Annotated in this window: 26 protein-coding genes; 17 read left to right on the top strand and 9 right to left on the bottom strand. The window is 71.3% G+C overall.

All coding sequences use genetic code 11. The annotated features are described in order from the left end of the window. The first annotated feature begins 21 nt into the window (after positions 1-21). The 5 genes from efeO (at position 22) to AB6V29_RS11540 (ending at position 5,476) form a co-directional block, all read left to right on the top strand. Positions 22-1,251 carry an iron uptake system protein EfeO gene (gene efeO, locus AB6V29_RS11560; protein WP_369358764.1) on the top strand — a complete coding sequence of 410 codons (1,230 nt, stop codon included), beginning with the start codon at positions 22-24 and terminating at the stop codon, positions 1,249-1,251. Then, the gene (efeB, locus tag AB6V29_RS11555) at positions 1,248-2,537 is read left to right on the top strand and encodes an iron uptake transporter deferrochelatase/peroxidase subunit (RefSeq protein WP_369358763.1); all 1,290 of its coding nucleotides are present in this window, start codon (positions 1,248-1,250) and stop codon (positions 2,535-2,537) included. Before efeO ends, efeB begins: the two co-directional genes overlap by 4 nt. Positions 2,538-2,653: 116 nt before the next feature. Further along, positions 2,654-3,883, top strand: a complete 1,230-nt coding sequence (locus AB6V29_RS11550; protein WP_210071904.1) for an LLM class flavin-dependent oxidoreductase — start codon at positions 2,654-2,656, stop codon at positions 3,881-3,883. Position 3,884: 1 nt separating this feature from the next. Next, positions 3,885-4,529 (top strand): CE1759 family FMN reductase, encoded by a 645-nt coding sequence (locus AB6V29_RS11545; RefSeq protein ID WP_369358872.1) that lies wholly within the window; start codon positions 3,885-3,887, stop codon positions 4,527-4,529. A 344-nt stretch (positions 4,530-4,873) separates the two neighbouring features. Beyond that, the gene (locus AB6V29_RS11540) at positions 4,874-5,476 is read left to right on the top strand and encodes a class I SAM-dependent methyltransferase (RefSeq protein ID WP_369358760.1); all 603 of its coding nucleotides are present in this window, start codon (positions 4,874-4,876) and stop codon (positions 5,474-5,476) included. A gap of 24 nt (positions 5,477-5,500) precedes the next feature. Here the strand turns inward: AB6V29_RS11540 and AB6V29_RS11535 are convergent, their stop codons facing one another. Next, entirely contained in the window at positions 5,501-5,917 is a 417-nt protein-coding gene (locus AB6V29_RS11535) for a nuclear transport factor 2 family protein (protein ID WP_369358758.1), read from the bottom strand. 13 nt (positions 5,918-5,930) lie between these two features. Then, positions 5,931-6,713, bottom strand: a complete 783-nt coding sequence (locus AB6V29_RS11530) for a DNA/RNA non-specific endonuclease (protein WP_369358755.1) — start codon at positions 6,711-6,713, stop codon at positions 5,931-5,933. Between the two features lie 46 nt (positions 6,714-6,759). Here AB6V29_RS11530 and AB6V29_RS11525 point away from each other — a divergent pair, with 46 nt between their 5' ends. The 3 genes from AB6V29_RS11525 to AB6V29_RS11515 all read left to right on the top strand — a co-directional run bounded on the left by AB6V29_RS11525 (position 6,760) and on the right by AB6V29_RS11515 (position 10,282). Continuing rightward, complete coding sequence (locus AB6V29_RS11525) at positions 6,760-7,521, top strand: fructosamine kinase family protein (protein WP_369358754.1); 762 nt, start codon at positions 6,760-6,762, stop codon at positions 7,519-7,521. 48 nt (positions 7,522-7,569) lie between these two features. After that, on the top strand, positions 7,570-8,505 hold the full coding sequence (locus AB6V29_RS11520; RefSeq protein WP_267786610.1) for an ATP-binding protein: 936 nt from the start codon (positions 7,570-7,572) through the stop codon (positions 8,503-8,505). Between the two features lie 61 nt (positions 8,506-8,566). Beyond that, the gene (locus AB6V29_RS11515) at positions 8,567-10,282 is read left to right on the top strand and encodes a VWA domain-containing protein (protein WP_369358753.1); all 1,716 of its coding nucleotides are present in this window, start codon (positions 8,567-8,569) and stop codon (positions 10,280-10,282) included. A gap of 87 nt (positions 10,283-10,369) precedes the next feature. Here the strand turns inward: AB6V29_RS11515 and AB6V29_RS11510 are convergent, their stop codons facing one another. Continuing rightward, positions 10,370-10,981 (bottom strand): DedA family protein, encoded by a 612-nt coding sequence (locus AB6V29_RS11510; RefSeq protein ID WP_369358751.1) that lies wholly within the window; start codon positions 10,979-10,981, stop codon positions 10,370-10,372. 133 nt (positions 10,982-11,114) lie between these two features. Between AB6V29_RS11510 and AB6V29_RS11505 the strand changes: the two genes are divergently transcribed. Continuing rightward, the gene (locus AB6V29_RS11505) at positions 11,115-13,082 is read left to right on the top strand and encodes a GDSL-type esterase/lipase family protein (RefSeq protein WP_369358748.1); all 1,968 of its coding nucleotides are present in this window, start codon (positions 11,115-11,117) and stop codon (positions 13,080-13,082) included. Between the two features lie 99 nt (positions 13,083-13,181). On the opposite strand, the gene AB6V29_RS11500 is transcribed toward AB6V29_RS11505, so the two are convergent. Further along, complete coding sequence (locus AB6V29_RS11500; protein WP_369358745.1) at positions 13,182-14,438, bottom strand: hypothetical protein; 1,257 nt, start codon at positions 14,436-14,438, stop codon at positions 13,182-13,184. 304 nt (positions 14,439-14,742) lie between these two features. On the opposite strand from AB6V29_RS11500, the gene AB6V29_RS11495 reads away from it, so the two are divergent. From AB6V29_RS11495 to AB6V29_RS11475, 5 genes are all read left to right on the top strand, one after another. Further along, entirely contained in the window at positions 14,743-17,040 is a 2,298-nt protein-coding gene (locus AB6V29_RS11495) for a polyribonucleotide nucleotidyltransferase (protein ID WP_210071894.1), read from the top strand. Positions 17,041-17,269: 229 nt separating this feature from the next. Continuing rightward, complete coding sequence (locus tag AB6V29_RS11490; protein ID WP_267786618.1) at positions 17,270-18,295, top strand: aldo/keto reductase; 1,026 nt, start codon at positions 17,270-17,272, stop codon at positions 18,293-18,295. Positions 18,296-18,373: 78 nt separating this feature from the next. Next, entirely contained in the window at positions 18,374-18,976 is a 603-nt protein-coding gene (locus AB6V29_RS11485; RefSeq protein ID WP_210071892.1) for a histidine phosphatase family protein, read from the top strand. 64 nt (positions 18,977-19,040) lie between these two features. Further along, positions 19,041-19,853 (top strand): 4-hydroxy-tetrahydrodipicolinate reductase, encoded by an 813-nt coding sequence (dapB, locus tag AB6V29_RS11480; protein ID WP_369358742.1) that lies wholly within the window; start codon positions 19,041-19,043, stop codon positions 19,851-19,853. Next, positions 19,850-20,302: a hypothetical protein gene (locus tag AB6V29_RS11475; protein WP_369358740.1), complete on the top strand. Its 453-nt coding sequence runs from the start codon at positions 19,850-19,852 to the stop codon at positions 20,300-20,302. The genes dapB and AB6V29_RS11475 overlap by 4 nt, the downstream gene beginning before the upstream one ends. A 54-nt stretch (positions 20,303-20,356) precedes the next feature. On the opposite strand, the gene AB6V29_RS11470 is transcribed toward AB6V29_RS11475, so the two are convergent. The 4 genes from AB6V29_RS11470 to AB6V29_RS11455 all read right to left on the bottom strand — a co-directional run bounded on the left by AB6V29_RS11470 (position 20,357) and on the right by AB6V29_RS11455 (position 22,799). Next, positions 20,357-21,277, bottom strand: a complete 921-nt coding sequence (locus tag AB6V29_RS11470; protein WP_369358738.1) for a TIGR01777 family oxidoreductase — start codon at positions 21,275-21,277, stop codon at positions 20,357-20,359. Further along, positions 21,270-21,695 (bottom strand): OsmC family peroxiredoxin, encoded by a 426-nt coding sequence (locus AB6V29_RS11465; RefSeq protein WP_103210405.1) that lies wholly within the window; start codon positions 21,693-21,695, stop codon positions 21,270-21,272. The genes AB6V29_RS11470 and AB6V29_RS11465 overlap by 8 nt, the downstream gene beginning before the upstream one ends. Positions 21,696-21,802: 107 nt before the next feature. Beyond that, positions 21,803-22,375, bottom strand: a complete 573-nt coding sequence (locus tag AB6V29_RS11460) for a DUF4395 domain-containing protein (RefSeq protein WP_369358735.1) — start codon at positions 22,373-22,375, stop codon at positions 21,803-21,805. Continuing rightward, positions 22,368-22,799 carry a TlpA family protein disulfide reductase gene (locus tag AB6V29_RS11455; RefSeq protein WP_369358733.1) on the bottom strand — a complete coding sequence of 144 codons (432 nt, stop codon included), beginning with the start codon at positions 22,797-22,799 and terminating at the stop codon, positions 22,368-22,370. The genes AB6V29_RS11460 and AB6V29_RS11455 overlap by 8 nt, the downstream gene beginning before the upstream one ends. Positions 22,800-22,955: 156 nt before the next feature. On the opposite strand from AB6V29_RS11455, the gene AB6V29_RS11450 reads away from it, so the two are divergent. From AB6V29_RS11450 to AB6V29_RS11440, 3 genes are read left to right on the top strand one after another with little or no spacing between them, the layout of a single operon-like run. Continuing rightward, a complete protein-coding gene (locus AB6V29_RS11450; RefSeq protein ID WP_307315997.1) occupies positions 22,956-23,765 on the top strand; it encodes a thymidylate synthase in 810 nt (269 codons plus the stop codon). Next, the gene (locus AB6V29_RS11445; RefSeq protein ID WP_369358729.1) at positions 23,762-24,262 is read left to right on the top strand and encodes a dihydrofolate reductase; all 501 of its coding nucleotides are present in this window, start codon (positions 23,762-23,764) and stop codon (positions 24,260-24,262) included. The genes AB6V29_RS11450 and AB6V29_RS11445 overlap by 4 nt, the downstream gene beginning before the upstream one ends. Before the next feature lies 1 nt (position 24,263). Then, positions 24,264-25,016, top strand: a complete 753-nt coding sequence (locus tag AB6V29_RS11440; protein WP_369358726.1) for an SDR family NAD(P)-dependent oxidoreductase — start codon at positions 24,264-24,266, stop codon at positions 25,014-25,016. A gap of 19 nt (positions 25,017-25,035) precedes the next feature. Here AB6V29_RS11440 and AB6V29_RS11435 read toward each other — a convergent pair whose 3' ends face one another. Continuing rightward, entirely contained in the window at positions 25,036-25,572 is a 537-nt protein-coding gene (locus tag AB6V29_RS11435) for an NUDIX domain-containing protein (RefSeq protein ID WP_369358724.1), read from the bottom strand. Positions 25,573-25,632 lie beyond the last annotated feature (60 nt).

Below are 25,632 nucleotides of genomic sequence, written 5' to 3'. Positions count from 1 at the left end.
CCTCCTTCCGAACGGAGCATCATGAACTCGACTCGCCTCCTCGCGGCCACGGCCGTGGCCGGCGCGGCCGCCCTCGTCCTTTCCGGTTGCGTCGCCAAGTCCGACGCCTCGGCCTCCGGTGCCCTGTCGGTCACCTCGACCGACGATGGTTGCGCCGTGTCGTCGGCCAGCGCGCCCAGCGGCACCGTCGCTTTCGACGTCAGCAACAAGAGCGATCAGGTCACGGAGTTCTACCTGTTGGCATCCGATGGTCTGCGTATCGTCGGCGAGGTCGAGAACATCGCCCCCGGCGCCTCGCGCAACCTCACGGTCGTCGCGCAGCCCGGTGACTACTTCACCCTCTGCAAGCCGGGGATGGTCGGCGACGGAGTGGGGCGGGCGAGCTTCTCCGTCACGGGCGACGCGGTGGCGGTCACCGGACCGGATGCCGAGCAGAAGCAGCAGGCCGTCGACCTCTACGCGGCGTTCGTGAAGGACCAGGTCGGCCAGCTGATCCCCGCGGTCAAGGCTTTCACGGCCGCGTACGAGTCGGGCGACGACGCTTCCGCGCGCGAGCAGTTCCCACGCGTGCGGGCGTTCTACGAGCGCATCGAGCCGATCGCCGAGGCGCTGGGCGACCTCGACCCGCGCATCGACTACCGCGAGGTCGACGCCGTGGCCGAGGGGCTCGACTGGACCGGGTTCCACCGCATCGAGAAAGACCTGTGGGTGCCCGCGAAGGACGCGCTCAACGCGGATGGCGAGACCCCGGCGTGGAAGAACTGGGCTCCCTCGACCCCGGCCGAGCGGGCGACCCACGCGGACAAGCTCATCGCCGACACGCAGGAGCTGTACGACTACGTCCACTCCGACGCGTTCACCCAGGCGCTGACCACGCAGGGGGTGGCGGGCATCTCGAACGGCGCGATCTCGCTGCTCGACGAGGTCGCCACCGGCAAGATCAGCGGCGAAGAGGACTGGTGGTCGGGTACCGATCTCAACGACTTCGCGGCGAACGTCGAGGGTTCGAAGATGGCGTTCTCGCTCGTGCGCGATTTCGCCGACTCGAAGGGCGACAAGGGCACCGCGCTGGTCTCGCGCATCGACGGCGGCTACGCCGACCTCGAGGCGGCGCTGGCCAAGTACGGCTCGCTCGACGCCGGCTTCGTCCCCTACAGCCAGATCACCGAGGCCGACAAGCGTCAGCTCACCGACCTCATCAACGCCCTCGCCGAGCCGCTGTCGCAGCTCACGGTGACGATCCTGGAGTGAGCGTGACCGAGGAAGAACAGCAGGCGCCGGATGCCACGGGCCTGTCGCGCCGCGGATTGATGGGCCTCGCCCTCGGTGCCGGCGCCACGGGGCTCGTGGTGGGCGCGGGCGCAGGACTCGTGGGTGGGGCGGCGTACGGCCGTGAGCAGCAGCGGGCGGTGATGGATGCCGCGGCGGCGCCGACCGGCATCCACCAGCCGGGGATCACCACGCCCGTGCAGGAGCACCTGCACTTCGCGGCGTACGACATGATGGCGCGCACGACCCGCGACGACCTCGCCGAGCTGCTCTCGGACTGGACCTACGCCGCCACTCGCATGATGCAGGGGCTCGAGGTCACCGCCACGGGAGCCGTCGGTGGATCTCCCGAGGCGCCGCCGGACGACACGGGGGAGGCTCTCGGGCTTCCCGCGAGCAACCTCACGATCACCTTCGGCTTCGGCCCCTCGCTGTTCGATGCGCGCTTCGGCCTGCAAGGTCAGCGACCCGACGGGCTCGAGCGACTCCCGGCCTTCCTCGGCGACGACCTCGACCCGCTGCGATCCGACGGCGACCTCTGCATCCAGGCCTGCGCCGACGACCCCCAGGTGGCCGTCCACGCGATCCGCAACCTCAGCCGCATCGCCTTCGGGCGCGCCACGATCCGCTGGTCGCAGCTCGGATTCGGTCGCACGTCGAAGACCACGTCGGAGCAGTCGACTCCCCGAAACCTCTTCGGCTTCAAGGACGGAACGGCCAACATCCTCGCCGACGACGCGGCCGCCCTCGACGAGAACGTGTGGGTATCGGCATCCGAGGGTCCGGCGTGGCTCGCGGGCGGGTCGTACCTCGTCGCGCGTCGCATCTCGATGCTCATCGAGACGTGGGACCGCACGCGCCTGGCCGAGCAGGATCGCGTGATCGGGCGCGACAAAGCGAAGGGCGCGCCGCTGTCGGGCGGAGACGAGTTCACGGAGCCGGACTTCGCGGCGATGGGTTCGACGGGAATCCCGGCCATCGACCCGCGCAGTCACGTGCGGCTGGCGCACCCGGACATGAACGGCGGCATCCGCCTCCTGCGTCGCGGCTACAACTTCGTCGACGGCACGACCGACCTCGGGCGGCTGAATGCGGGGCTGTTCTTCCTGTCGTTCCAGAAGAGCCCGCAGCGCTACATCACCGTGCAGAAGGCTCTGTCGACGGATGCCATGAACGAGTACGTTCGCCACGTCGGTTCGGGGCTGTGGGCGGTGCCTCCCGCTCCGGCCGCGGGAGCGTCGGTGGGGGCGGGGCTGCTCGGCTCCTGACGCCGAGTGCTCCGCCGGGTTGCGAGGGTCCGCTCGACGTTTCCGCACGCGGAATAAAGATCGGCGCGAGACGTTTCACAATGTATATTCAGATGCATACAAATAGGAGGCGCATCATGAGTGAGACGAGCAGCTGGCCCGGAATGCAGTTCGGTGTCATGACGGTGAGCGACATCACCCAGGACCCGACGACCGGCAAGACGCCGAGCGAAGCTCAGCGCATCAAGGACACCCTCACGATCGCCAAGCACACCGAAGAGGTCGGCCTCGACGTCTTCGCCCTCGGCGAGCACCACAATCCGCCGTTCTGGTCGTCGTCGCCCACGACGACGCTCGCCTACATCGCGGCTCAGACCGAGCGCCTCATCCTCACGACCTCGACGACGCTCATCACCACCAACGACCCGGTGAAGATCGCCGAAGACTTCGCGATGCTGCAGCACGTGTCGGGCGGTCGCGCCGACCTCATGCTCGGTCGCGGGAACACCGGCCCGGTCTACCCGTGGTTCGGCAAGGACATCCGTCAGGGGCTGCCCCTCACCATCGAGAACTACGACCTGCTGCACAAGCTGTGGCGTGAGGACGTCGTCGACTGGGAGGGCAAGTTCCGCACCCCGCTGCAGGGCTTCACCTCGACCCCGCGTCCGCTCGACGGCGTGCCCCCGTTCGTGTGGCACGGCTCGATCCGTACTCCCGAGATCGCCGAGCAGGCGGCGTACTACGGCAACGGCTTCTTCGCGAACAACATCTTCTGGCCCAAGGAGCACTACCAGCGCCTCATCACGCTCTACCGCGAACGCTTCGCCCACTACGGTCACGGCACGCCCCAGCAGGCGATCGTCGGCCTCGGCGGCCAGGTGTTCATGCGCGCCAACTCGCAGGACGCGGTGCGCGAGTTCCGTCCCTACTTCGACAACGCGCCGGTCTACGGCCACGGCCCGAGCCTCGAGGACTTCAGCGAGATGACCCCGCTGACCGTCGGCTCGCCTCAGCAGATCATCGATCGCTACGCCGCGATGCGCGAGACGTTCGGCGACTACCAGCGTCAGCTCTTCCTGATCGACCACGCGGGTCTTCCCACCAAGACCGTGCTCGAGCAGCTCGACATCCTCGGTTCCGAGGTCGTGCCGGTGCTGCGCAAGGAACTGCAGGTGAACCGCCCGGCCGAGGTGCCCGACGCGCCGACGCACGCCAACCAGGTCGAGAAGATCTACGCCGGTGCGGCCCCGCGCCAGGCCGTTCCCGCCGCGAACCGCGGAGACAACCTGACCGCGGGCAGCCCGTACCAGGATGCCGCCCGCGCGGGCAGCGCGTTCGGTGCCGCCGCGACGAAGGTCGGTGCCTGATATGGCCGCCCGCCGCATCGCGGTCATCACCGCGGGGCTCTCGACGCCCTCGTCGACGCGCATGCTCGGCGACCGTCTCTCTCACGCAGCCCTCACCGAGCTCCGCGAGCGCGGTATCGACGCCACGAGCGACGTATTCGAGCTGCGCGACTACGCCCACGACCTGACCGACAACCTGCTCACCGGCTTCGCGCCACCGGCGCTCGAGCAGATGATCAACACGGTCGTCTCGGCCGACGGCATCATCGCCGTCACGCCGATCTTCTCGACGAGCTACTCGGGGCTGTTCAAGTCGTTCATCGACGTGCTCGACCCCCAGGCTCTCAGCGGAACGCCCGTGCTGATCGGCGCGAACGCCGGCACCGCTCGGCACTCGCTCGCGATCGACTACGCGATCCGCCCGTTGTTCACCTACCTGCACGCCAACCCCGTGCCGACCGGCGTGTTCGCCGCCTCGAGTGACTGGGGGGCGAACGCCGACGAGGTGGCCCCGCTCGGTTCCCGCGTCGACCGCGGTGCGCGGGAGTTCGCGGACGCCATCGCCGCCCGCGAGCCGGTGCGCGACGCCGATCCGTTCGACCCCTCGTCGTATCTCGGCGAGGGCCGGTCGTTCGGTCACCTACTGGGTGGTCTGTCGGGGGAGTGACCCCGTGGCGAGGCCCCGTCGCTCCCGTGAGTGGCGGGGCTTCGTCGTGCGTGCGGCGTGGGCGCCGCGTGGGAGGCGCTGTCTCGGTGATCTGCGTATCCTCCGTCGTGCGTGCGGCGTGGGCGCCGCGTCGGGGGCGCTGTCTCGGTGATCTGCGTATCCTCCGTCGTGCGTGCGGCGTGGGCGCCGCGTCGGAGTCACTCGCTCAGTGATCTGCGTATCCTCCGCTGCGATCGCGGTCTCGGGGCTGAGGGTGTGCGAATCGCTGAGGTTGTGCCGAGCGCTGGGCCGGCGCGGGTGGGCGACGCGCGCGGCCTAGGGTGGGTCGAGGAGAGGGAGCTCGAATGGATGCCACGCAGTGGGACGAGCGATACCGCGCTTCCGCCGGGGGTGTGTGGGCCGCAGAGCCTCCCGCCGTGGTGCGCGAGATCGTCTCCGCGCTTCGTCCCGGAACGGTGATCGACGTCGCGACCGGCGATGGACGTACCGCCGTCTGGCTCGCCGCCCGCGGCTGGAGCTGTACCGGGATCGACTTCTCGGCGGCGGGGCTCGCGCTCGCCGCGGCGCGACCCGGCGGTGACGCCGTCACCTGGACCCACGCCGACGTGCACGAGTGGGAGCCGCCGGCACCGGTCGGCCTCGTCGTCTCGTGCTATCTGCACCTGCCCGACAGCGCGGCCGCGGTCGCGCGGGTCGCGGAATGGGTCGCGCCCGGGGGAACGCTCGTCGTGATCGGCCACGACGTCGAGAACATCGCGGCGGGTGGTCACGGTCCGTCTGACCCTGCGATCCTGTACACCCCGGAGCTGCTGCGCGGTGCGCTCGACGACCGGTTCCGAATCGAGCGCTGCGAGCGGATCACCCGGACGGCCGCGGATGCCGAGCTGCGGGGCGGACACGGCTCCGCGGCGATCGACACGTTGCTGCACGCGGTGCGGGTGGACTGACCGCTTCATCCGACCAGGCGATGGTCAGGTGGCACCGGGTTCCGGGCTCAGATGCTCGTGCGCGAGAAGCCAGCGGTTTTCGGCGGCGCGGACGAAGACGTTCGTCGCACGACCGGAACCCGACCGGGGGAGACCGTCGATGATGCCGCGCCAGACGAAGCAGTAGCTGGCGACGGCCGTCGCGTCACTCGAGACCAGCCACTCGACGTCCTCGATCCCGTATTCCTCGTCACGCACCGTGTGCCAGGTGCGCTCGAAGTATTCCCGTGCGGCTGCTCGGCCACGGACGGTCTCATCCGTGAAGTGGTAGACGACATCGGGGGCGAGAAGAGGGGAAACCCTGTCGAAGTCGTGCGTGTTCGTCGCCCCGATGAGGTCCGCGAGGGCGCGGGCCGCGGGTGTGTGCTCTTTTATCTCACGTCTCCTTTGTCTGGATGCCACCTCGGGTCCTGCCTCACAGCTCGATTTCCTGCACGCTCCGCAACTCCCGCGCCGCGACCGGCCGCAGCCCGCGCCGGACGAACGTGTCGGCCGCGGCCAGGGCGCCGACGTCGACGCCCGCCTCCGCCGCGATGTCGGCGATCGGCGCCTGGAACGTGCGGAACGCGCCGAGCGGCGGCACCGTCAGCCCCTGGCGCGTGTCGACGAGCGAGGTCTGATCGAGCACGAATCCGGCCGCGGCCAGCGTTTCGCCCTGCCGCCACGCCGCGATCTTCCAGAACCGCAGTGGCACCCGGATGCCGCGGTACGGCGGATCGTCGTCGTCGAGCACCGGTGCCGTGAACACCGCCAGCCGCTGATCGGTGGTCTCGGCGTAGGCCAGGACATGGTCTTCGAGCCCGAGCCACAGTTCTTTCGACTGGTTGAACCCGGCCGCTTGCGGGGCGGCGTTCGTGTAGAAGAACGTGGCCTCGGTGGCATCCCGAGCCTCGGCCGCGGAGCCCCAGCCGGGGTCGCGGCGGCGCACCAGGTGACCGCGGTCGAGGTCGTTGCGGCTGTAGACCTCGGGCCCTGCCTGCGCGTCGTCGGGCACGCGCGGGTCGAGACGCCACTCGCCCGTCCGCGGTTGCTCGCGCAGGGTCGCGCCGTCGATCACGACGCCGGTGACCGCCGCGAATCGGCGCCGTTCGTCGAGCAGCACCGAGAATCTCGGATATTCGAGCCGCGTGGTCGCCGCGGCGGGCGCGGGAAGCGGGAGGGGTATGCCGAGGAAGTCCGGGTCGTAGCCGTCGCTCATGCCTCCATCGTGCCGGTCACCTCCGACATCGCGACAGACTGGGGCGATGGAACAGCTCGTGAAGACCCGCGTCGACGCGCCCGCCGGATTCTTCGCCGCGGAAGCTGCGGGGCTGCGATGGCTCGAGGCGGCCGGGGGAGCGCGCATCGCGCGGGTCATCGCCGTCGGCGAGGACCGGATCGCTCTCGAGCGCATCGCGGAGGCCGCGCCGACTCGCGCGGCCGCGGCGGACTTCGGGGCGGCGCTTGCCGCGACCCATGCGGCCGGGGCCGATGCCTTCGGCTCACCGCCGCCCGGATGGGAGGGGGACATCTTCATCGGTCGGCGCTCGCAAGAGGCGCGTCCCGAATCCGCGTGGGGCGCGTTCTACGCGGCTCAGCGCGTGGAGCCGTTCGTGCCCATCGCGGTCGCGGCGGGCAACCTGTCGGCATCCGGTGCCGAGGTCGTCCGACGGGCGTGCGGCCTGATCGCCGACGGCGCCTTCGACGACGACGAGCCGCCTGCCCGCCTGCATGGCGACCTGTGGGCGGGCAACGTGCTCTGGGCTGCGGAGGGCGTGGTGCTCATCGACCCCGCGGCGCACGGCGGGCATCGCGAGACCGACCTCGCGATGCTGGAGCTGTTCGGGTGCCCGTTCCTCGACGACATCCTCGCCGCGTACGACAACGCACACCCCCTGCGGGAGGGATGGCGAGCCCGTGTGCCGCTCCATCAGCTGCATCCGCTCGCGGTGCACGCGGCGGGCCACGGCCCCTCGTACGGGCGGGCGCTCGTCAGCGCCGCGGAGCGCACGCTCGCATTGGTGTGAGGCGCGAGGTTCCACTTATTGAGAAACATTCTCAATATGATGGATGCCATGACCTCACCCGTCTTCCCTTTCACCGCCGTCGTCGGTCAGGACGATCTGCGACACGCTCTCACGCTGTGCGCCGTCGATCCGGCAGTGGGAGGCGTGCTGGCGCTGGGCGACCGCGGAACGGGGAAGTCGACGACCGTGCGCGGGCTCGCTCAGCTGCTCGCGCGTGAGGATCTCGACATGCCGGTCGTCGATCTGCCGCTCGGCGCGAGCGAAGACCGCGTGCTCGGATCGCTCGACATCGACCGGGCGCTCCGCGGTGAGGTCGCCTACGCACCGGGCCTGCTCGCGGCGGCGCACGGCGGCATCCTGTACATCGACGAGGTCAACCTGCTCGACGACTACCTCGTCGACCTGCTGCTCGACGTCGCCGCCTCGGGGGTGAACACCGTCGAGCGCGACGGTATGAGTCACACGCACCCCGCGCGGTTCGTGCTCGTGGGCAGCGGCAATCCCGAAGAGGGTGAGCTGCGCCCCCAGTTGGAGGACCGCTTCGGACTGTCGACGCCGGTCGCGACGATCCGCGACGTCGAGCAGAGGTGGGAGATCGTGCGCCGACGCTTGGCGTTCGAGCGCGATCCGCACGGGTTCCTCGCGGAGTGGGCCGAGCGGGAGGAACGCCTCGCCGCGCGGATCCGCCTCGCTCGTGACCGGTGCGCCGACGTCGACCTCGAAGACGACCTGCTCGAGGCCGCCGTCCGCCTCTGCGTCGACGCGGGAGCGGTGGGGCACCGCGCGGAGCTCGTCCTCGTGCGAGCCGCCCGGGCGGCCGCGGCGCTCGCGGGACGCCCCGCGGTCACCGTCCACGACCTCGCCGCCGTGGCGGTTCCCGCTCTGCAGCACCGCACGCCGCGCACCGCCCTCGAGCCGGTATCGGTCGCCGCCGCCCGCGTGCGGGTCGCCGCGACCGCGGTGCTGGGGCGGCGCGTTGCCTGAGAGGCACGTCGTACCGCCCGGTCGCCCCGTCGCCGCGACCGGCTCGCGTGCCGACGGTGGGGTGGCAGAGCTCCGAGCGGAGATCGCGGGAGACATCCCTCTCGCGCCCGCTGCTCACGCGGTGATCGAGGCGTGGCGCTCCGGTGCCCCGTTCGGTCTCGCGCTGACGGGTGACGCCCAGCGCGCCGAGCAGGTCTTCCGCTCTGTGCGTCCGCAGGCCTCCCGGGTCGTTCGGCGAGCGGATGCGGACGAGCCGCCCCCGAAGACCGCCCGGGTCCTCGCGCTGTGCCCCGAGGGGACGACGCTGCCCCGCACGGTGCGCCGCCTCTGCACCGTCGTCGTCGACGTGGGTGGACGGGTGGCGCCGGGGCGGAGGCCGGCGGGCGAGGATGAAGCGGGACTGTGGCGTCGTGTCGTCAGGGTGCTGGCGACGCACGGTGTGCACGACGGAGCGATCGACGTCGCGGCCTGCGTCCTGGCATCCACCCTCGTCTCGGAGGGATGGAAAGGCGACCCCGTCGCCCTCGTGCGCGCGATGATCGCCGTCCCCCACGGGCGGGCGGTGCGGGCGAGCGGCGACGGCGACGTCGAAGGGACGGACGGCGCGTCGGAGGTGCCGAACGGGACGGATGCCGCTGAGCCGCCCGGTGAGTGGGCGGTGGGCGCGGAGGGGGACGACAGCGCCGACGGCGAGGACGAGACGGCGGTGGAAGGGAGCGGGGGCGAGGGGCAGTCCGCGGATGGGGGTGAAGCCGCCGCGCCCGAGGCCGGCAGTGGGGGAGAGGACACGTCGGCGGACGCGGATCCGGCGACCGACGAGGCGGCGGAGCAGGTCTGCGCCGCGGAGCCCTCGGCCGATGACGGCGGGGAGAGCCCCCGCGAGGCGGGCGACCCGCGTGCCCCGACGTCCGACGCCGCGCCGGCCACCGCATCGGCCGACGGGGCGCCCGAAGCCGGTGTGGCGACCCACGAGCCCGGCGAGAACCCCTCCGCCCGTGCCGTCGCGCTCGCCGACCCCACCCGGAGCGACACCGTCGTTCGAGCGACGGTGCGGGCGGGGCGGAGCGCCCGTCGCGGTGCGATGCGGGCAGGTAGCGGTCGGGGCCGGCCCGGTCGCATCGTCGCCCCGGAGAGGGCGGGCGGGCGCATCGCGATCCTCCCCACGCTGCAACGCGCTCTGCGCCGGCACGCGACGACCGGCGCGACGGGTGAGCTCGCCCTCGCTCGCGACGACCTGCGCGGGCGTCTGCGAAACGAGCCCACGGCATCGCACACGGTGATCGTGGTCGACGGCTCATCGTCGATGGGAACGGCCGGAGCCGCGCACGCGCGCCGCGTCGCGGACGCCGCCCTCGCGCACGTCTACCGGGACCGGGGCGATGTGAGCATCGTGCTCGCGGCCGGATCCTTCTCGCGTGTGGTGCAGCAGCGCACCGCCCGCACGTCCCGCGCTCGTGCGACCCTTCAGCGCGCGAGCGCCCAGGGCGGTGGCGGCACGCCCCTCGCGGATGCCGTCAGATGCGCTCTGGAGCAGTTCGGAGACGCGCCGCGCGAGCGCTGCCGCCTCGTGATCGTCAGCGATGGTCAAGCGACGGTCGACCTCGTCGGGCGCGCAGACCCGTCGACCGCGACGGCCGATCTTCGTGCCCAGCTCGATCGCGCGACGGCGCGCGCCGCGCGCACCGTGTTCGTGCCGCTCGATCCGCGGGGGTGGGCGCCGCTGGAACGCACGCTCGCCCCGTTCCGTGCCGCGGGCGTCACGGTCTCCTCGGACTGAACGCCGAGGGGTTCGGGGTGGGGCGTGCCTCCCTCGTCCCGGTCCGTCCGCCCGCCCGCCGAGCATCCGCGCCCACCGGCGCGGCCGTCACGCCTCCGCGCTCGACCGGCGACGCGCTCGCCGCGCCAGCACGAGATCGATGCCCACGCCGATCCCGACCGCCACGATGATCGACACGACCACCGCGACCACCGGTCCGCCCGGGACGACCGCGGCCACGACCGCGCCGACCACCGCCTGGTACGCCGCCCACGCCAGGGCCGCCAGCGCCGCGACGCCGAGGTAGCGCACCGGATTCACCCGCGCGGCGCCCGCAGCAAGATTGACGGCGAGCCGGGCGAAGGGCACGAAGCGCGCCGTGAACAGCACCACGGCGGCGTTGCGCTCGAGGCGCGCCCGGGCCCACTCGAGCGCCGCGCGCACGCGGGGTCCGCGCATCCACGCCCAGCGTTCGACGCCGACGGTGCGTCCCACGAGGTAGCAACAGGCGTCTCCCGCGAAGGCGGCGAGCCCCGCGACGACGATGACCCCGGCCAACGGCGGCGTCCCGTGCGACACGGCCAGCGCCCCGAATGCCGTCACCGCCGCCTCTCCCGGCACGACGACCAGGAACGCGTCGGCGAACACGAGGGCGGCCATGCCGAGCAGAGCCCAGGGGCTCGCCGCGATCGCCTGCAGCCAGGCGTCGACTCCGTCCATCCCGTCACTCTCCGCCGCCGATCGAGACGCCCCGCCGACGCGGTGGTGACGCCGAGCGGAGCATCCGGTGAACATCGCGAACGTCGGCCCCTCCGCGCTCCCACAGGAGGCGGATGCGCTCCACCCTGGTCACGTGAGAGTCGCGCTGCTGGCCGAATCCTTCCTGCCGCACATGAACGGGGTCACCGGTTCCGTTCTCCACGTTCTGCGCCATCTCGCCGAGGCGGGGCACGAGACGCTGGTCATCGCCCCCAAGTCCGGCGACGTCACCGCCGACCTGCACGGAGCCCGCACCGAGCTGCTGCGCTCGGTGCCGCTGCCGTCTTATCCCGAGGTGCGCGTGGTGTTCGCCCGAGCGGCGCGCCTGGGCGCGCTGCTGCGCGACTTCGATCCCGACGTCGTGCATCTGGCATCCCCCTTCGTGCTGGGCTGGCAGGGGCTCGCCGCCGCCGACGCGCTCAAGATCCCCTCGGTCGCCGTCTATCAGACCGACGTCGTCGCCTACTCCCAGAAGTACGGCCTCCCGCACGCCACGGCCCTCGTCGCGGGCCACGTCGCGCGCCTGCACCGCCGCGCGACCCTGACGCTCGCCCCGTCGTCGGCCTCGACCCGTCAGCTCGAAGAGCTGGGCGTCGACCGCATCCGCCGGTGGGGCAGGGGAGTGGATGCCGTGCGCTTCGCCCCCGAGCACCGCGACGACGCGTGGCGAGCGCGGATCGCGCCGAACGGCGAGCGCATCATCGGCTACGTCGGGCGTCTCGCCCCCGAGAAGCAGGTCGACGACCTGCGTGCCCTCGCCGACCTGTCCGATACGCGCCTGGTGATCGTGGGGGACGGACCGTCGCGTCCGGCGCTGCAGCGGGCGATACCGGATGCCGTGTTCACGGGCCACCTGGATGGCACCGAGCTCGCCTCGACCCTCGCGGGCTTCGACGTATTCGTGCATCCGGGGGAGAGCGAGACGTTCGGCCAGACGATCCAGGAGGCGCTCTCGAGCGGTGTCCCGGTCGTCGCCACCGGCGTGGGCGGGCCGCTGGATCTCGTGCGCTCGAGCGTGGACGGGTGGTTGTACAAGCCCGGCGACCTCGACGATCTGCGCACCAGGGTCGCGGACCTCATCGGCGACGAGTCGAAGCGCCGCGCCTTCGCCCGTGCGGCGCGCGACTCGGTCGAGGGGCGGACATGGTCGGCCCTGACCGGGGCACTGATCGAGCACTACCGCGACGCCGTGGCTCTGCGCCGCGTCGACGACAGTCTGCTGCGGCGTACGAGCCCACGACCGGCGGGCACGACGGCATCCCGAACCCGAGGGCGGTGGACGCGCTTCGTGGCCCTGGGTGATTCGCTCACGGAGGGTCTGTGCGACGCGTCGCGCATGCCGTCGGGTCAGTTCCGCGGGTGGGCGGACCGCCTCGCCGAGCTGCTCGCGGGCACCACGGATCAGGGGCCGTTCCGCTACGCGAACCTCGCCGTGCGCAGCCGGCGGGTGCGGCACCTCATCGACGAGCAGATCCCGGCCGCGCTCGAGCTGAAACCCGATCTCGTGTCGATCCTCATCGGGGCGAACGACCTCGTCGGCCCCGCCCCGGTGCTGCCGGCCCTGGTGGCCGAGGTCGAGTCGGCGGTGCGGGCGGTCCGCCGCAGCGGTGCCGACGTTCTGCTGGTCACGACGTTCCTCCCGCGCCGGCCCGCGGCGCGCATCTTCGCCCGGCGTTTCGCCGCGTACAACGTGCACGTGCGCCGCATCGCCGCCGAGCAGGGCGCCATCCTGCTCGATCTCGAGGCGGTGGGCGAGATCGGTGAGGCGTCGATGTGGGCCGACGACCTCGTGCACCTCAGCTCGGCCGGGCACCGCCTCGTCGCCTACCGGGCGGCGGAGGCGTTGGGCGTGCCGGATGCGCGAGCGCTGCTCGGACTCGACGAGGCTCTGCACGCCGACGACGCCGAGCGGTCGCGAGGGACCTGGCTCACACGCGACGCGCTGCCGTGGGTGTGGCGGCGCCTGCGCGGGCGCACCGCGGGAGACGGGATCGTCGCCAAGCACACCGGCCTCGTCGAGCTGCCGACCCGCGGCGATCGCCAGCGCGCCGACGCGGTGTGAGCCCTCCGTTCGGGATCTCACGATCGGCTCGACGTCGCACGACGATGCGCGCTGAGCTGGTGTGCTCTCTCGCGTTTCGCGCGGGCTCGACCCGGATCGTCAGTACCAGCCGGTGCGCTGAGAGTGATCCCACGCCCCGCAGGGGGATCCGTATCGCGAGCTGATGTAGGACAGGCCCCAGGAGATCTGAGTGTTCGCGTTGGTGCGCCAGTCGAGGCCGAAGGCGGCCATCTTGTCGCCGGGGAGCGCCTGGGGGATGCCGTAGGCGCCGCTGCCGCTGTTGTAGGCGTCGACCCGCCAGCTCGACTCGCGGTTCCACAGCGAGACGAGGCACGAGAACTGGTCGTCGCCCCAGCCGTAGCGACCGATCGCGCCGCGGGCCGCGGAGCGCGCTTCGCCGGGGCTCATGACCGGCCCCGCCGGGGCGGTCGACCCGCCGCCGGACCCGCCGCCCGGGCTCGAGCCGCCGGAGCCCGACCCGCCGCTCGACCCCGAACCGCCGGAGCCCGAGCCGCCGGAGCCCGACCCGCCGGACGAGCTCGACCCGCCGGACCCACCCGTCGACCCGCCGCCGGAGCCCGATCCGCCGCCGGTAGCCGCCACCGGTGCTCCCGCCGACCCGCCGGGCTGCTGCGCGTCGCGTTGCACTTTCTCCTGCTCGCGCGCCGCGCGTTCCTGAGCGGCGGTGGTCGCCCGCAACGCCGCGAGCTGGGCGTACAGATCATCGAGGCGTGCCTGCGCCGCCCGCACGGTCTCGGCCTCGGTGTCGGCGTCGCTCTGCGCGGTCGCGGCGGTGGTCCGTGCGTCGTCGGCCAGGCGCGCGGCTTCGTCGCGGGCCTGCTCCGCTTGCTCGCGCAGAGAGGTGGCGACGTCGGCCGCGCTGCGGGCCCGGCCCGCGGTGCGTGCCGTGACCTCGGACACACGATCCAGGATGCCGAGCCGCTCGAGCAGCGAATCGGGATCGGCGTCCGTCAGGAGCTGCGCCACGAGGGGGCCACTGCCCACGGTTCGGTACAACCGCGCGGCACTCGCTCCCGCGGCGGCGGCGCTGGAGGTCTCCGCGGCATCGGCCGAGGCGCTCTGCGCGGTCAGCTCCGCCGCGCGCGCCGCGGTCCGTTCCGCCTGGAGGCGCGTCTGCTCGGCGACGGCCGACGCATCGAGGGCACGGTGCGACGCGGCTGCGGCATCGGCCTCCGCGGCATCCAATTCCTGCTTCACCTGGGCCACGGCGCTGTCGTCGACGACGGCGAGGGCATGGCCGGTGCGGACGCCCGCCGAGGCGGGAGAGGGCACGAGGGCCGCGCCGACGACGACGCACGCGAGAAGCGTGTGACTCATGCGACGAATGAGGCCCATGAGGTCACGCTAGAGCACGATCCCGTGTGCTGCCCACCCCCGAACGGTGGTCGCTGATAGGGTGGGGAAGGATGCCGCCTCGGCATCGGCTCAACTACATATGAGCTCACGGAGCAGGCCGGCAGACGCTGGTCCCCTGTGGTGGACTCCCCGTCGGATCGCCGGGTGGTCGTCTACTGGTGGCCAGTCGCCGGGATTTCCGGGCCGATTCGTCGGCGCGCCCTTTCTGCCTGTTCCTGCTCCTTCGCATGTCAGCTCGTCGCCCACACGGGGCGGCGAGCCTAAACAAAGAAGGAGGGACCTCTTGGAAGGTCCAGAAATCACCGCCGCTGAAGCCGTTCTCGACAACGGCCGTTTCGGCACCCGTACCGTCCGGTTCGAGACCGGACGCCTCGCTCAGCAGGCTCAGGGCGCTGTCGCCGCCTACCTCGACGAAGAGACGATGCTCCTGTCGGCCACCAGCGCCGGCAAGCACCCGCGTGAAGGATTCGACTTCTTCCCGCTGACCGTCGACGTCGAAGAGCGCTCTTACGCCGCCGGCAAGATCCCCGGCTCGTTCTTCCGCCGCGAGGGTCGCCCCTCGACCGAGGCCATCCTCGTGTGCCGCCTCATCGACCGGCCGCTGCGCCCGTCGTTCGTCGACGGCCTCCGCAACGAGGTCCAGATCGTCGTCACCGTGCTCTCGATCGCTCCCGGGGAGTTCTACGACGCCCTCGCGATCAACGCCGCCTCGCTGTCGACCCAGATCTCGGGTCTGCCGTTCTCGGGTCCCATCGCCGGTGTGCGTCTCGCGCTCATCCCCGGCCAGGGCGAGAACGCCGACCAGTGGGTCGCTTTCCCGACCGTCACGCAGCTCGAAGACGCCGTCTTCGACCTCATCGTCGCCGGCCGCGTGCTCGACGACGGCGACGTCGCCATCATGATGGTGGAGGCCGAAGCCACCGAGGGCAGCTGGAACATGATCAAGGGCGGCGCCACCAAGCCGAACGAGCAGGTCGTGGCCGAGGGCCTCGAGGCTGCCAAGCCCTTCCTGCGTCAGCTGGTCGACGCGCAGAACGAGGTCGCCCGTACCGCGGCCAAGGAGATCCAGTCGTTCCCCGTCTTCCCGGCATACAGCCAGGAGACCTACGACTTCGTCGCCGGCCGTGCCTACGACCGTCTGGTGCCCGTCTACCAGATCGCCGACAAGCAGGAGCGTCAGAACGCCGACGACGAGGTCAAGACCTCCGTCAAGGAGCAGCTCCTCGCCGCCGTCGAGTCGGGCGAGCTGCCCGCCGTCGCAACCCTGGAGTTCAACGCCGCGTACAAGTCGGTCACCAAGACCATCGTCCGCGGTCGCATCCTCGCCGAGGGCGTGCGCATGGACGGCCGTGGCCTCGCCGACATCCGCCCGCTCGACGCCGAGGTGCAGGTCATCCCGCGCGTGCACGGTTCGGCGATCTTCCAGCGCGGTGAGACCCAGATCCTGGGCGTCACCACGCTGAACATGCTCAAGATGGAGCAGCAGATCGACTCGCTCTCGCCCATCACGAGCAAGCGTTACCTGCACCACTACAACTTCCCGCCGTACTCGACCGGTGAGACCGGTCGCGTGGGCAGCCCGAAGCGTCGCGAGATCGGCCACGGCTTCCTGGCCGAGCGTGCTCTCGTTCCCGTGCTCCCCAGCCGCGAGGAGTTCCCCTACGCGATCCGTCAGGTGTCCGAGGCTCTCGGCTCCAACGGTTCGACGTCGATGGGCTCGGTGTGCGCCTCGACCCTGTCGCTGCTGAACGCGGGTGTGCCCCTTCGCGCCCCCGTCGCCGGTATCGCCATGGGCCTGGTCACCGACGAGGTCGACGGACAGACGCGCTACGCCGCCCTGACCGACATCCTCGGCGCAGAAGACGCTCTCGGCGACATGGACTTCAAGGTCGCCGGAACGAGCGAGTTCATCACCGCGATCCAGCTCGACACCAAGCTCGACGGCATCCCGTCGTCGGTGCTCGCGGCCGCGCTCACCCAGGCCAAGGAGGCTCGTCTGACGATCCTCAACGTCCTGAACTCGGCGATCGACGCCCCCGACGAGATGGCGCCCACCGCGCCCCGCGTCATCAGCGTCCAGATCCCGGTCGACAAGATCGGTGAGCTCATCGGGCCCAAGGGCAAGACGATCAACTCCATCCAGGACGAGACCGGCGCACAGATCTCGATCGAGGACGACGGCACCGTCTACATCGGCGCGACCGACGGCCCCTCGGCCGAGGCCGCCCGTGCCCAGGTGAACGCCATCGCCAACCCGACCAACCCCGAGGTGGGCGAGCAGTTCCTCGGAACCGTCGTCAAGATCGCGACCTTCGGCGCGTTCGTCTCGCTGCTTCCCGGCAAGGACGGCCTGCTGCACGTCAGCGAGGTCCGCAAGCTCGCCGGCGGCAAGCGCGTCGAGAACGTCGAAGACGTGCTCTCGGTCGGTCGCAAGATCCTCGTGCGCATCACGAAGATCGACGACCGCGGCAAGCTGTCGCTCGAGCCCGTGCTCGACGAGGAGGCCACCACGCCCGAGCCCGCCGACACGGAGAGCTCGGCCGCCGCGAGCCAGGGTCCCGAGGCTCCCGCCGAAGGCTGATCCTCTGATCACCGGATGCCCGTCCCGCTCTCGCGGGGCGGGCATCCGTCGTGTGGCCCGTGGGGCGGGTGTGACGATCGCCGCGTAAGCGTTACGCAATGTTTATCGCCACGGCGGGGCAATGGGCTGGCCGGTCTCGGGGAAGGCCTAGCCTCGTAGTACGTCGGGGGGCGTGGTGATACGGGTGGTTCCGTACCGTCATCCGGCATCGCGGGGAGAGGACCTCACCATGAGCGGCTCGGGCGTCGATGAGACGGCCTCGCCGCGCCTGCGTCGGGATCGTGCTGCGCACCCCTCGTCGCCGATCACCCTGCAGGGCCCCGGCCTCGGCTCTCACGTGCGCGTGCCTCTCGGCGAGACGGGGTTCGACGTCTTCCCCCTGTTCCTCGGCGGGGGAGAGTTCGGCTGGAACGTCGACGCCCGCTCGAGCCACGAGATCCTCGACGCGTACGCCGAGCTCGGCGGCAACGCGCTGCATACGGCCGACAGCTACGCCGCCGGTCGCAGCGAGTTCATCATCGGCGAGTGGCTCCGCACCCGCCGCATGCGCGACGACACGGTGCTGACGGTCCGCATCGGCGGCCACCCCGACAACCCGGGCTTGGACTCCGTCAATCTCGTCCGCGCCGTCGAGGCCTCGCTCACGCGCCTGGGCACCGACCGCATCGACGTGCTCTCGCTCGACGCCGCCCGCGGCGACCGAGCCCTGCTCGAGGACACCCTGGCCACCAGCGAGTGGCTCGTGGAGTCGGGCAAGGTCCGCGCGATCGGTGCGCACGGCTATACCGCCGCACAGCTCGTCGAGGCCCGCATCCTGTCCTCCGCCGGGTACCCGCGCATCGCGGTACTCGACGTCCCCTACAACGTGCTGCGCCGGTCTGAGTTCGAGGGCGACGTGCGGCTCATCGCCTCGGCCCAGAACATGGCCGTTACCCCCTCGCACCCGCTCGCCCACGGCTTCCTCGCCGGCGAGACGCGCACCCGCGGCCAGTCCTCGCAGTCGGTGCGCGGCACGCAGGTGGCGGCGCACCTGAACCGTCGTGGCTCGCGCGTTCTGCGGGCCCTCGACGCGGTGGGCGAAGAGCTCGGACTCCCGGATGCCGCTGTCGCCGTCGCCTGGCTGCTCGCGCAGAAGATCGTGACGGCGCCGATCGTCAACGCTTTCGCCCCCCGCCACGTCGTGGAGTGCATGCGCGCCGTGGGCGTGCGCCTGAGCCGCGCGCACCTGTCGGATATCGCCCGAGCCGCGGAGTGACCGGCCCGGTGTCGGGGGTGTGACGTAGGCTTGTCGAGAGGGCCGGGGGACGGCAGATCGACGACGAAGTGAGCTGACGTGACGCACTACATCTACCTGGTGCGCCATGGCGAGCACCAGGATGCCGAACACGGTCTGACCGACGGGCCCCTGTCTCCGAGAGGGCAGCGGCAGGCCGCTCTGCTGGCCGACCGCCTCTCGGGCCTCCCTCTCGACGCTGTCTGGCACTCGCCTCTCGAGCGCGCGGCGCAGACCGCCCGCGCGGTCGCCGACCGCCTGCCCGCGGTCACGCCCGAGTCCTCGGCGCTGCTGTTCGACTGCATCCCCACCGGGATGACGCCCGAGACGCCCTCGGTGTTCGAGCCCTTCTTCGGTTCGGTGAGCGAGGCCGAGATCGACGCCGGTCGCGCCCAGATGGCCGACGCCACCGCCGAGTTCCTCGCGCGCAAGGCCGGCGAGGTGCACGAGCTCGTCATCACGCACAACTTCGTCATCTCGTGGTTCGTTCGCGAGGTTCTGCAGGCGCCCGACTGGCGCTGGATGACGATCAACCAGGCCTACTGCGGCCTGACGGTCATCGCGCAGAAGAAGGGGCGCCCCTGGACGCTGCTCTCCCACAACGACTTGGCGCACCTGCCGGTGGAGCTGCGCACCGGCCTGGTCGACCCGCTTCCCGTCTGAGTTCGTCCGCGGCGCGTCTGTGGATAACGCCGCGACGCCGGGTGCTCGCACCTAGGCTGGACGCATGACGACGCGTGTGGCCATCGTGGGGGGAACCGGAAAGCTGGGCGGAGTGATCCGCGCGGTCGTCGACGCCGAGGACGGCTACGAGGTGACGGCGGTGCTCACCTCGGCCTCTCCGCTCAGCGAGATCGACGGCGCCGACCTCGTCATCGACGCCACCACGCCCGCGGTGTCGATCGACGTCGTCCGCGCGGCCGTCGAACGCGGCATCAATGTGCTGGTGGGCACGTCGGGCTGGTCGAACGAGCGCATCGCCTTGGTCCGTTCCCTCGTGGATGCCAGTGGCACGGGCGCCGTCTTCATCCCGAACTTCTCCCTCGGCTCGGTGATCGGCAGTGCCCTCGCCGCGGCCGCGGCGCCGTTCTTCCCCTCGATCGAGATCATCGAGGCGCACCACGAGACCAAGATCGACTCACCCAGCGGTACCGCCGTGCGCACGGCCGAGCTGATCGCAGCGGCGCGGGCCGATGTCGGACCCGTCGAATCGCCGCACGTCGATCAGCGAGCCCGTGGCCAGCGTGTCGCATCGGTCCCCATCCACTCGCTCCGCCGTCCGGGCGTCGTCGCCCGGCAGGAGACGATTCTCTCGGGTGCGGGGGAGTCGCTCACCGTCGTCCACGACACGATCGAGCCGGCCAGGGCGTACGCTCCCGGCATCCGGATCGCCCTGGCCGCCGCCCGCGACGCGCGCGGGGTGCACGTGGGCCTCGACAGCTTCATCGACATCGGGGTACGCGTGCGACCCCTGCCGCCCGAGGCCCCCATCTCCGACGGCGACGTGTCGGGCCAGGTGGCGGGCGTCACCAGCGCATGAGAGTCCGCATCGCGGTCGCCGTCATGACGGTGCTTCTGCTGATGTACGTCGTGCTGGCGGGGCAGCGGGCCATCGTGCTGCTCTCGAGCGGCGAGACCGTCGGCGTCGTCATGGGCGTGGCGCTGCTCGTCCTTCCGGCCCTGGCCATCTGGGCGATCGGTCGGGAGCTGTGGTTCGGCGTGCGTGCACAGCGATTGGGCGAGCGGCTGGAGGCCGAGGGCGGGCTGCCCGACGAGGACCTTCCCGTTCGTCCCAGCGGCCGCATCGAGCGCGAGGACGGCGACGCGCTGTTTCCGCGCTACCGCGCGGACGTCGAGGAGCACCCCGGCGATTGGCGCGCGCGCTACCGATTGGGGCTCGCGTACGACGCGGCGGGAGATCGTCGTCGCGCACGAGACGCGATCCGCACGGCGATCCGTCTCGAGACGGCGGAGCGCCGGACGGCCTGAACACGAGCCAGCGCCGCGGGGACGACCGGCGTGGCGTCGGTCGTCCCCGCGCGTTCAGGCCGCGTCGCGCGCGGGAACGGCCGAGGCGACGGCCTCTTCGACCGTGCGATGCGTGAACACGAATCCGCTGTCTTCGAGGACGGCAGGACGAACGTCGGCATCCGAGGTGAGCAGGGCCTCCGTCGCGTCGGACCCGAGGGCGAGCTTGACGCCCCAGATCGGTGCGCGTACGAGGTAGGGACGGTTCATGCGGCGAGCCAGAGCGAACCCGAGGTCGTTCGCCGTCGCGCGCACCGGCCCGGTGAGGTTGACCGGTCCCGACACGTCGGCGTCGATGACGTGGCGGATGGCCCGTACCTCGTCGTCGAGCGAGATCCAGGGCCAGACCTGCGTCCCGCGCCCGATGGGGCCCGAGAGGCCGAGCTTGGTCAGAAGCAGCAGGGGCTTGAGCACACCCTGCTCGTGCACGACGGGAGCGGTGCGCAGCATCGCCACGCGGGCCGAGTCGCCGGCGGCGCGGGCGGCGTGCTCCCAGTCGACGCAGATGTCGGCCAGCAGACCGGAGCCGCGCTTCGAGGTCTCGGTCAGCACGGCTCCCGGCTGCGATCCGTAGAAGCCGGTGGCGCTGGCGTTCACGAGTGCGGGGGCGTCGGCACCGAGCGCGCGCACGGCCGCGGCCAGCGTACGGGTCGGCGTGATACGCGACCACAGCAGGGTGCTCTTGTACGAGGCTGTCCAGGGGAAGCGCCCGATGGACGCGCCGTTCAGACACACCACCGCGTCGGCCCCGGCGAGCACGTCGGGGTCGAGGGGTGCGGCGTCCTGCAGCCACTGCACCTCTTGCGGTGCCGTCGGCTCGTGGCGCACGAGCGAGGTGACCTCGACGCCGTCGCCGCGCAGCGAGTCGAGGAGCGCCGAGCCGATGAGGCCCGACGCGCCGGCGAGGACGACGCGTCGGGCCGGAGTCTCAGGCAAGCGTCGCCTCGAGGGTGATGTCGATGCCGGTGAGCGCCTGCGACACGGGGCAGTTGGCCTTCGCGTCGGCGGCGATCTTCTGGAACGTCTCGTCGTCGAGTCCGGGGACGACGGCGTTGACGTTGAGGTGGCTGCCGGTGATGCCGGTGCCGGGCTTGAAGGTGATCGACGCCGTGGCGTCGACCGACTCGGGCGGGGTGCCGTTCTCGGCCAGTGCGTTCGACAGCGCCATGCTGAAGCACGACGAGTGCGCACCCGCGAGCAGCTCTTCGGGCGTGGTGACCGAGCCCGATCCTTCGCTGCGCGCCTTCCAGTTCACGTCGAACGTGCCGATTCCAGACGAGGTGAAGGTGACCTCACCCGATCCCTCGAACAGGCTGCCCTTCCAGGCGGTGGTGGCTTCGCTCGTGACGGCCATGGGGAACCTCCGTTGTCTCGGCGCGGTCAGGGGCGACCGCGACGCGGCCAGCCTAGTGAGAGCGTCGGCCGCCGGGCGGGTCTTGACAGGGCTCTGCTCGAAGACGCTCAGGCTGCGGCGGGACCGCGGCGACCGATGAGTCCCGCGCGCTGCAGCAAGAGGTAGAGCTGGCATCCGAGGCACAGCCCGAAGACGGCGTTGAGGAACGCTGCGACGAACGCCATCGCCGCCGCGATCGGCAGCGCCCACGGCACTCCGACGAGGTGCAGGAGCAGCCCCGCGGCGGTGACGAACAGCCCCACGCCCTGGGCGAAGCGGGGCGGACGGGGGTCCTCGAACTCGGTCGGCGGCGCGAGCCGTGGCTGCACCAGCCGGCGATACAGGACGCCCCAGGGCGCCGTGCGGGGCCAGGCGACCCCCCACACGAACAGCAGCGCGATGACAAGCAGCAGAACGAAGCCGGGGTCGGCGACGCGGTCCTGGAACGAGACCTGTTGAACGGTCCAGACGTCGGGGCGGAAGGTGGCATCGGCCGCGGGCTGGTAGGCGACCCACCCGAGATCCCCGCGCCGCGTCGAGACACCGACCAGGGCGAGTGCCGTCGCCACCAGGAGCAGGGCGGCGGTGATGGATGCCGCGAAGCGCGGGCCGCGGGCGTCGATGCGCGAGGGGTCAGGCACGGGTGGGCTCCTTCTGCAGTCGGGTCAACTCGTTCTCGACCGCGGCGCGTTCGAGAGTCCCGCCGAAACGGGTGCGGATGGCTCCGCGTCGATCGAGCACGAGGGTGGTGGGGGTTTGCAGGACGTGGAACTGCTGAGCGAGATCGGGACGATGGGTCAGGTCGACGTCGATGTAGTGGACGCCCTCACGGGAGTCGGCGACCTGCGTGAGGATGCGGCGCACCCCGGGGCAGCGCGAGCAGATCTCGGTGCTGAACTGCACCAGGGTCGCCTCCGGGCCCAGGCGGTCCGCGCCGAGCAGGCCGGGATCGACCGCCTCGGCCGAGTCGACTGTCCGTGCGCGCCCCTGTCGTCGGCGGAACACGACACCGACGAGCGTCGTCAGCACGACCAGCGCGCCGACCGCGAGAAGAGCGAAGGTCACGTCCACGACGGTCAACGCTAATGCGCGTGCGCGCGACGAGGGCCGATGAGTCCTCCCGTGACGGAGCCTCCTCCCCAGCGGTGCGCTCCCCGCGGCCATGCACCGAGCCCCCTTCCCACGTTCTGGTGGGACCGCTTCGCGGGTATCGTGAGGGCCGTGACCGCCGACATTCCGACGCCCTACGAAGACCTGCTCCGCGACGTTCTCGAAACGGGCGTGCACAAGTCCGACCGCACCGGGACGGGCACCACGAGCGTGTTCGGGCGTCAGATCCGCTTCGACCTCGCCGAGGGCTTCCCGCTCATCACGACCAAGCGCGTGCACCTGAAGTCGATCGTGTACGAGCTGCTGTGGTTCCTGCGCGGCGAATCGAACGTGTCGTGGTTGAAAGACAACGGCGTCACCATCTGGGACGAGTGGGCCGATGACGATGGCGAGCTCGGGCCCGTCTACGGTGTCCAGTGGCGCTCGTGGCCCACGGCCGACGGCGGGACGATCGACCAGATCTCGCAGGTCGTGGAGCAGATCCGTCGCGACCCCGACTCGCGTCGGCTGATCGTGTCGGCCTGGAACCCCGCCGACATCCCGGACATGGCGCTCGCACCGTGCCACGCCCTGTTCCAGTTCTATGTCGCCGACGGCAAGCTGTCGTGCCAGCTCTACCAGCGCAGCGCCGACATGTTCCTCGGCGTGCCGTTCAACATCGCCTCGTACGCGCTCCTGACGCTCATGGTCGCGCAGCAGACGGGCCTCGAGCCCGGCGAGTTCGTCTGGACCGGTGGCGACTGCCACGTCTACGACAACCACCGAGAGCAGGTCCGCGAGCAACTCTCGCGCGAGCCATACCCCTACCCGACGCTCCGCTTCGCCCGCCGGCCGGAGTCGATCTTCGACTACTCGTTCGACGACATCGTCGTCGAGGACTACCAGCACCACCCCGCGATCCGCGGAGCCGTCGCGGTATGACCGCGGTCGGCCTCGTGTGGGCGCAGGCGCACGGAGGCGTCATCGGCGCCGACGGAGGGATGCCCTGGCACGTGCCCGAGGACCTCGCGCACTTCCGCGCGGTGACCGGGTCGTCCGACGTCATCATGGGTCGGCGCACATGGGAGTCGCTCCCGCCGCGGTTCCGCCCCCTCCCCGGGCGCCGGAATCTCGTCGTGTCGGGCTCCGAGGGATGGTCCGCCGAGGGCGCCGAGAGGGCATCCTCGCTCGATGACGCTCTCGCGCGGGCAGAGGGCGAAGACGTCTGGGTGATGGGGGGCGGCCGGCTCTACGCCGAGGCGATCCACCGCGCCGACGTCCTCGAACTCACACGCCTCGACGTCGAGGTGGACGGCGACACTTTCGCCCCCTCGATCGACGGCTGGACGCTCGAGGCCGCCGATCCCGTCGAGGGGTGGCACACCTCCGTAAGCGGCATCCGGTATCGCTTCGAGACCTATCGCCGAGGGACGCGCTGAGGTGGCCGTCGCCCTCATCACCGGCGCCAGCTCGGGCCTGGGCGCGGAGTTCGCCCGTCAGCTGGCCGCCCGCGGTGCCGATCTGGTCCTCGTCGCCCGCGACGGCGCGGCGCTGGAACGGGTCGCGGACGATGTGCGAGCGAGATGGGGCGTCGAAGTCGAGGTGCTCGGCGCCGACCTCCTCGACGGCGAAGCGCTCGCCGTGGTCGAGAGGCGCCTGGCCGAGGGCGTCGACGTGCTCGTCAACAACGCCGGCTTCGGCCTCGATCTCGCCTTCGAAGAGAACTCCGTCGACCTCGAGGTGCGGCATCTCCGCCTGCACGTCGAAGCCGCGATGAGGCTGATGCACGCCTCCCTGCCCGCCATGCTCGAGCGGGGGAGCGGCCGCATCGTCAACGTCGCATCGGTCGCCGGGTTCGTCCCGCGCGGCACGTACGGTGCGGTGAAGGGCTGGCTCATCTCGTTCAGCCGCTGGGCGAACGTCGTCTACGCCCCGCGCGGTGTGAGCGTGACAGCGGTGTGCCCCGGGTTCGTGCACACCAACTTCCACGAGCGCCTCGGCCTGCCGCCCGGCCGAGAGGGCGTACCTGCGGGCATGTGGCTCGACGCCGAGCACGTGGTCCGCGAGGGCCTGCGCGACGCCGCTCGCGGTCGTTCGGTGTCGGTGCCGTCGTGGCGGTACAGGGTGCTCGTCGCCGCCTCGCGCCTGCTTCCCGACGCCGTGGTCGTGCGCGCCGCCTCGCGCGGACGCTGAACCGCGCCCCCGCACGGGCTCAGCGGAAACGGCCCAGCCGGATTCCCGCCAGGGCGAGAGCGCCGATCGTCTCGCCGTCCGACACCTCCCCGCTCGCGATGAGATTGAGCGTCTCGGCGAAGGGGATCCACCGCACGGCGTCGATACCCTCCTCGTCCTGCGAGGCCGTGGCATCCGTCGTCGTCAGGCCCCGCGCGAGGAACACGTACTCGGGAGCGTCTGCGATGCCGTTGAGCGCATTCATCCGGCCCAGCGAGCTCCACTCGGATGCCGTGACCCCGGTCTCCTCGAGCAGTTCGCGCTTCGCGGCCTCGAGGGGATCCTCCCCGTCGGAGCCGCCCGCGGGAACCTCGAGGGAACGCCCGGTCGTGTAGCGCTCGAGCTCGACGAAGCACACGCGCTCCCGCTCGTCGAGGGCCACGACGAACACCGCGGGGTGCTGCATCCGCACGACGCCGTAGATCCCGTCGCCGTGGGGGCCGGTCACCTCGTCCTCACGCACGTGGATCCAGCGATTCTCGTAGACGGTGCGCGATGAGCGGGTGGTCCAGGCCATGACGCCCACCCTAGGACGCGGTCGCTGTCACGCATTGTTCACCCGAGCTGCGGGCGACGC

Origin of the sequence: Microbacterium sp. 20-116, assembly GCF_041079415.1 — a bacterium.
Classification (GTDB): Bacteria; Actinomycetota; Actinomycetes; order Actinomycetales; family Microbacteriaceae; genus Microbacterium.
The sequence above is the reverse complement of the archived record's forward strand: the minus strand, read 5'-3'. Positions and strand labels throughout refer to the sequence as shown.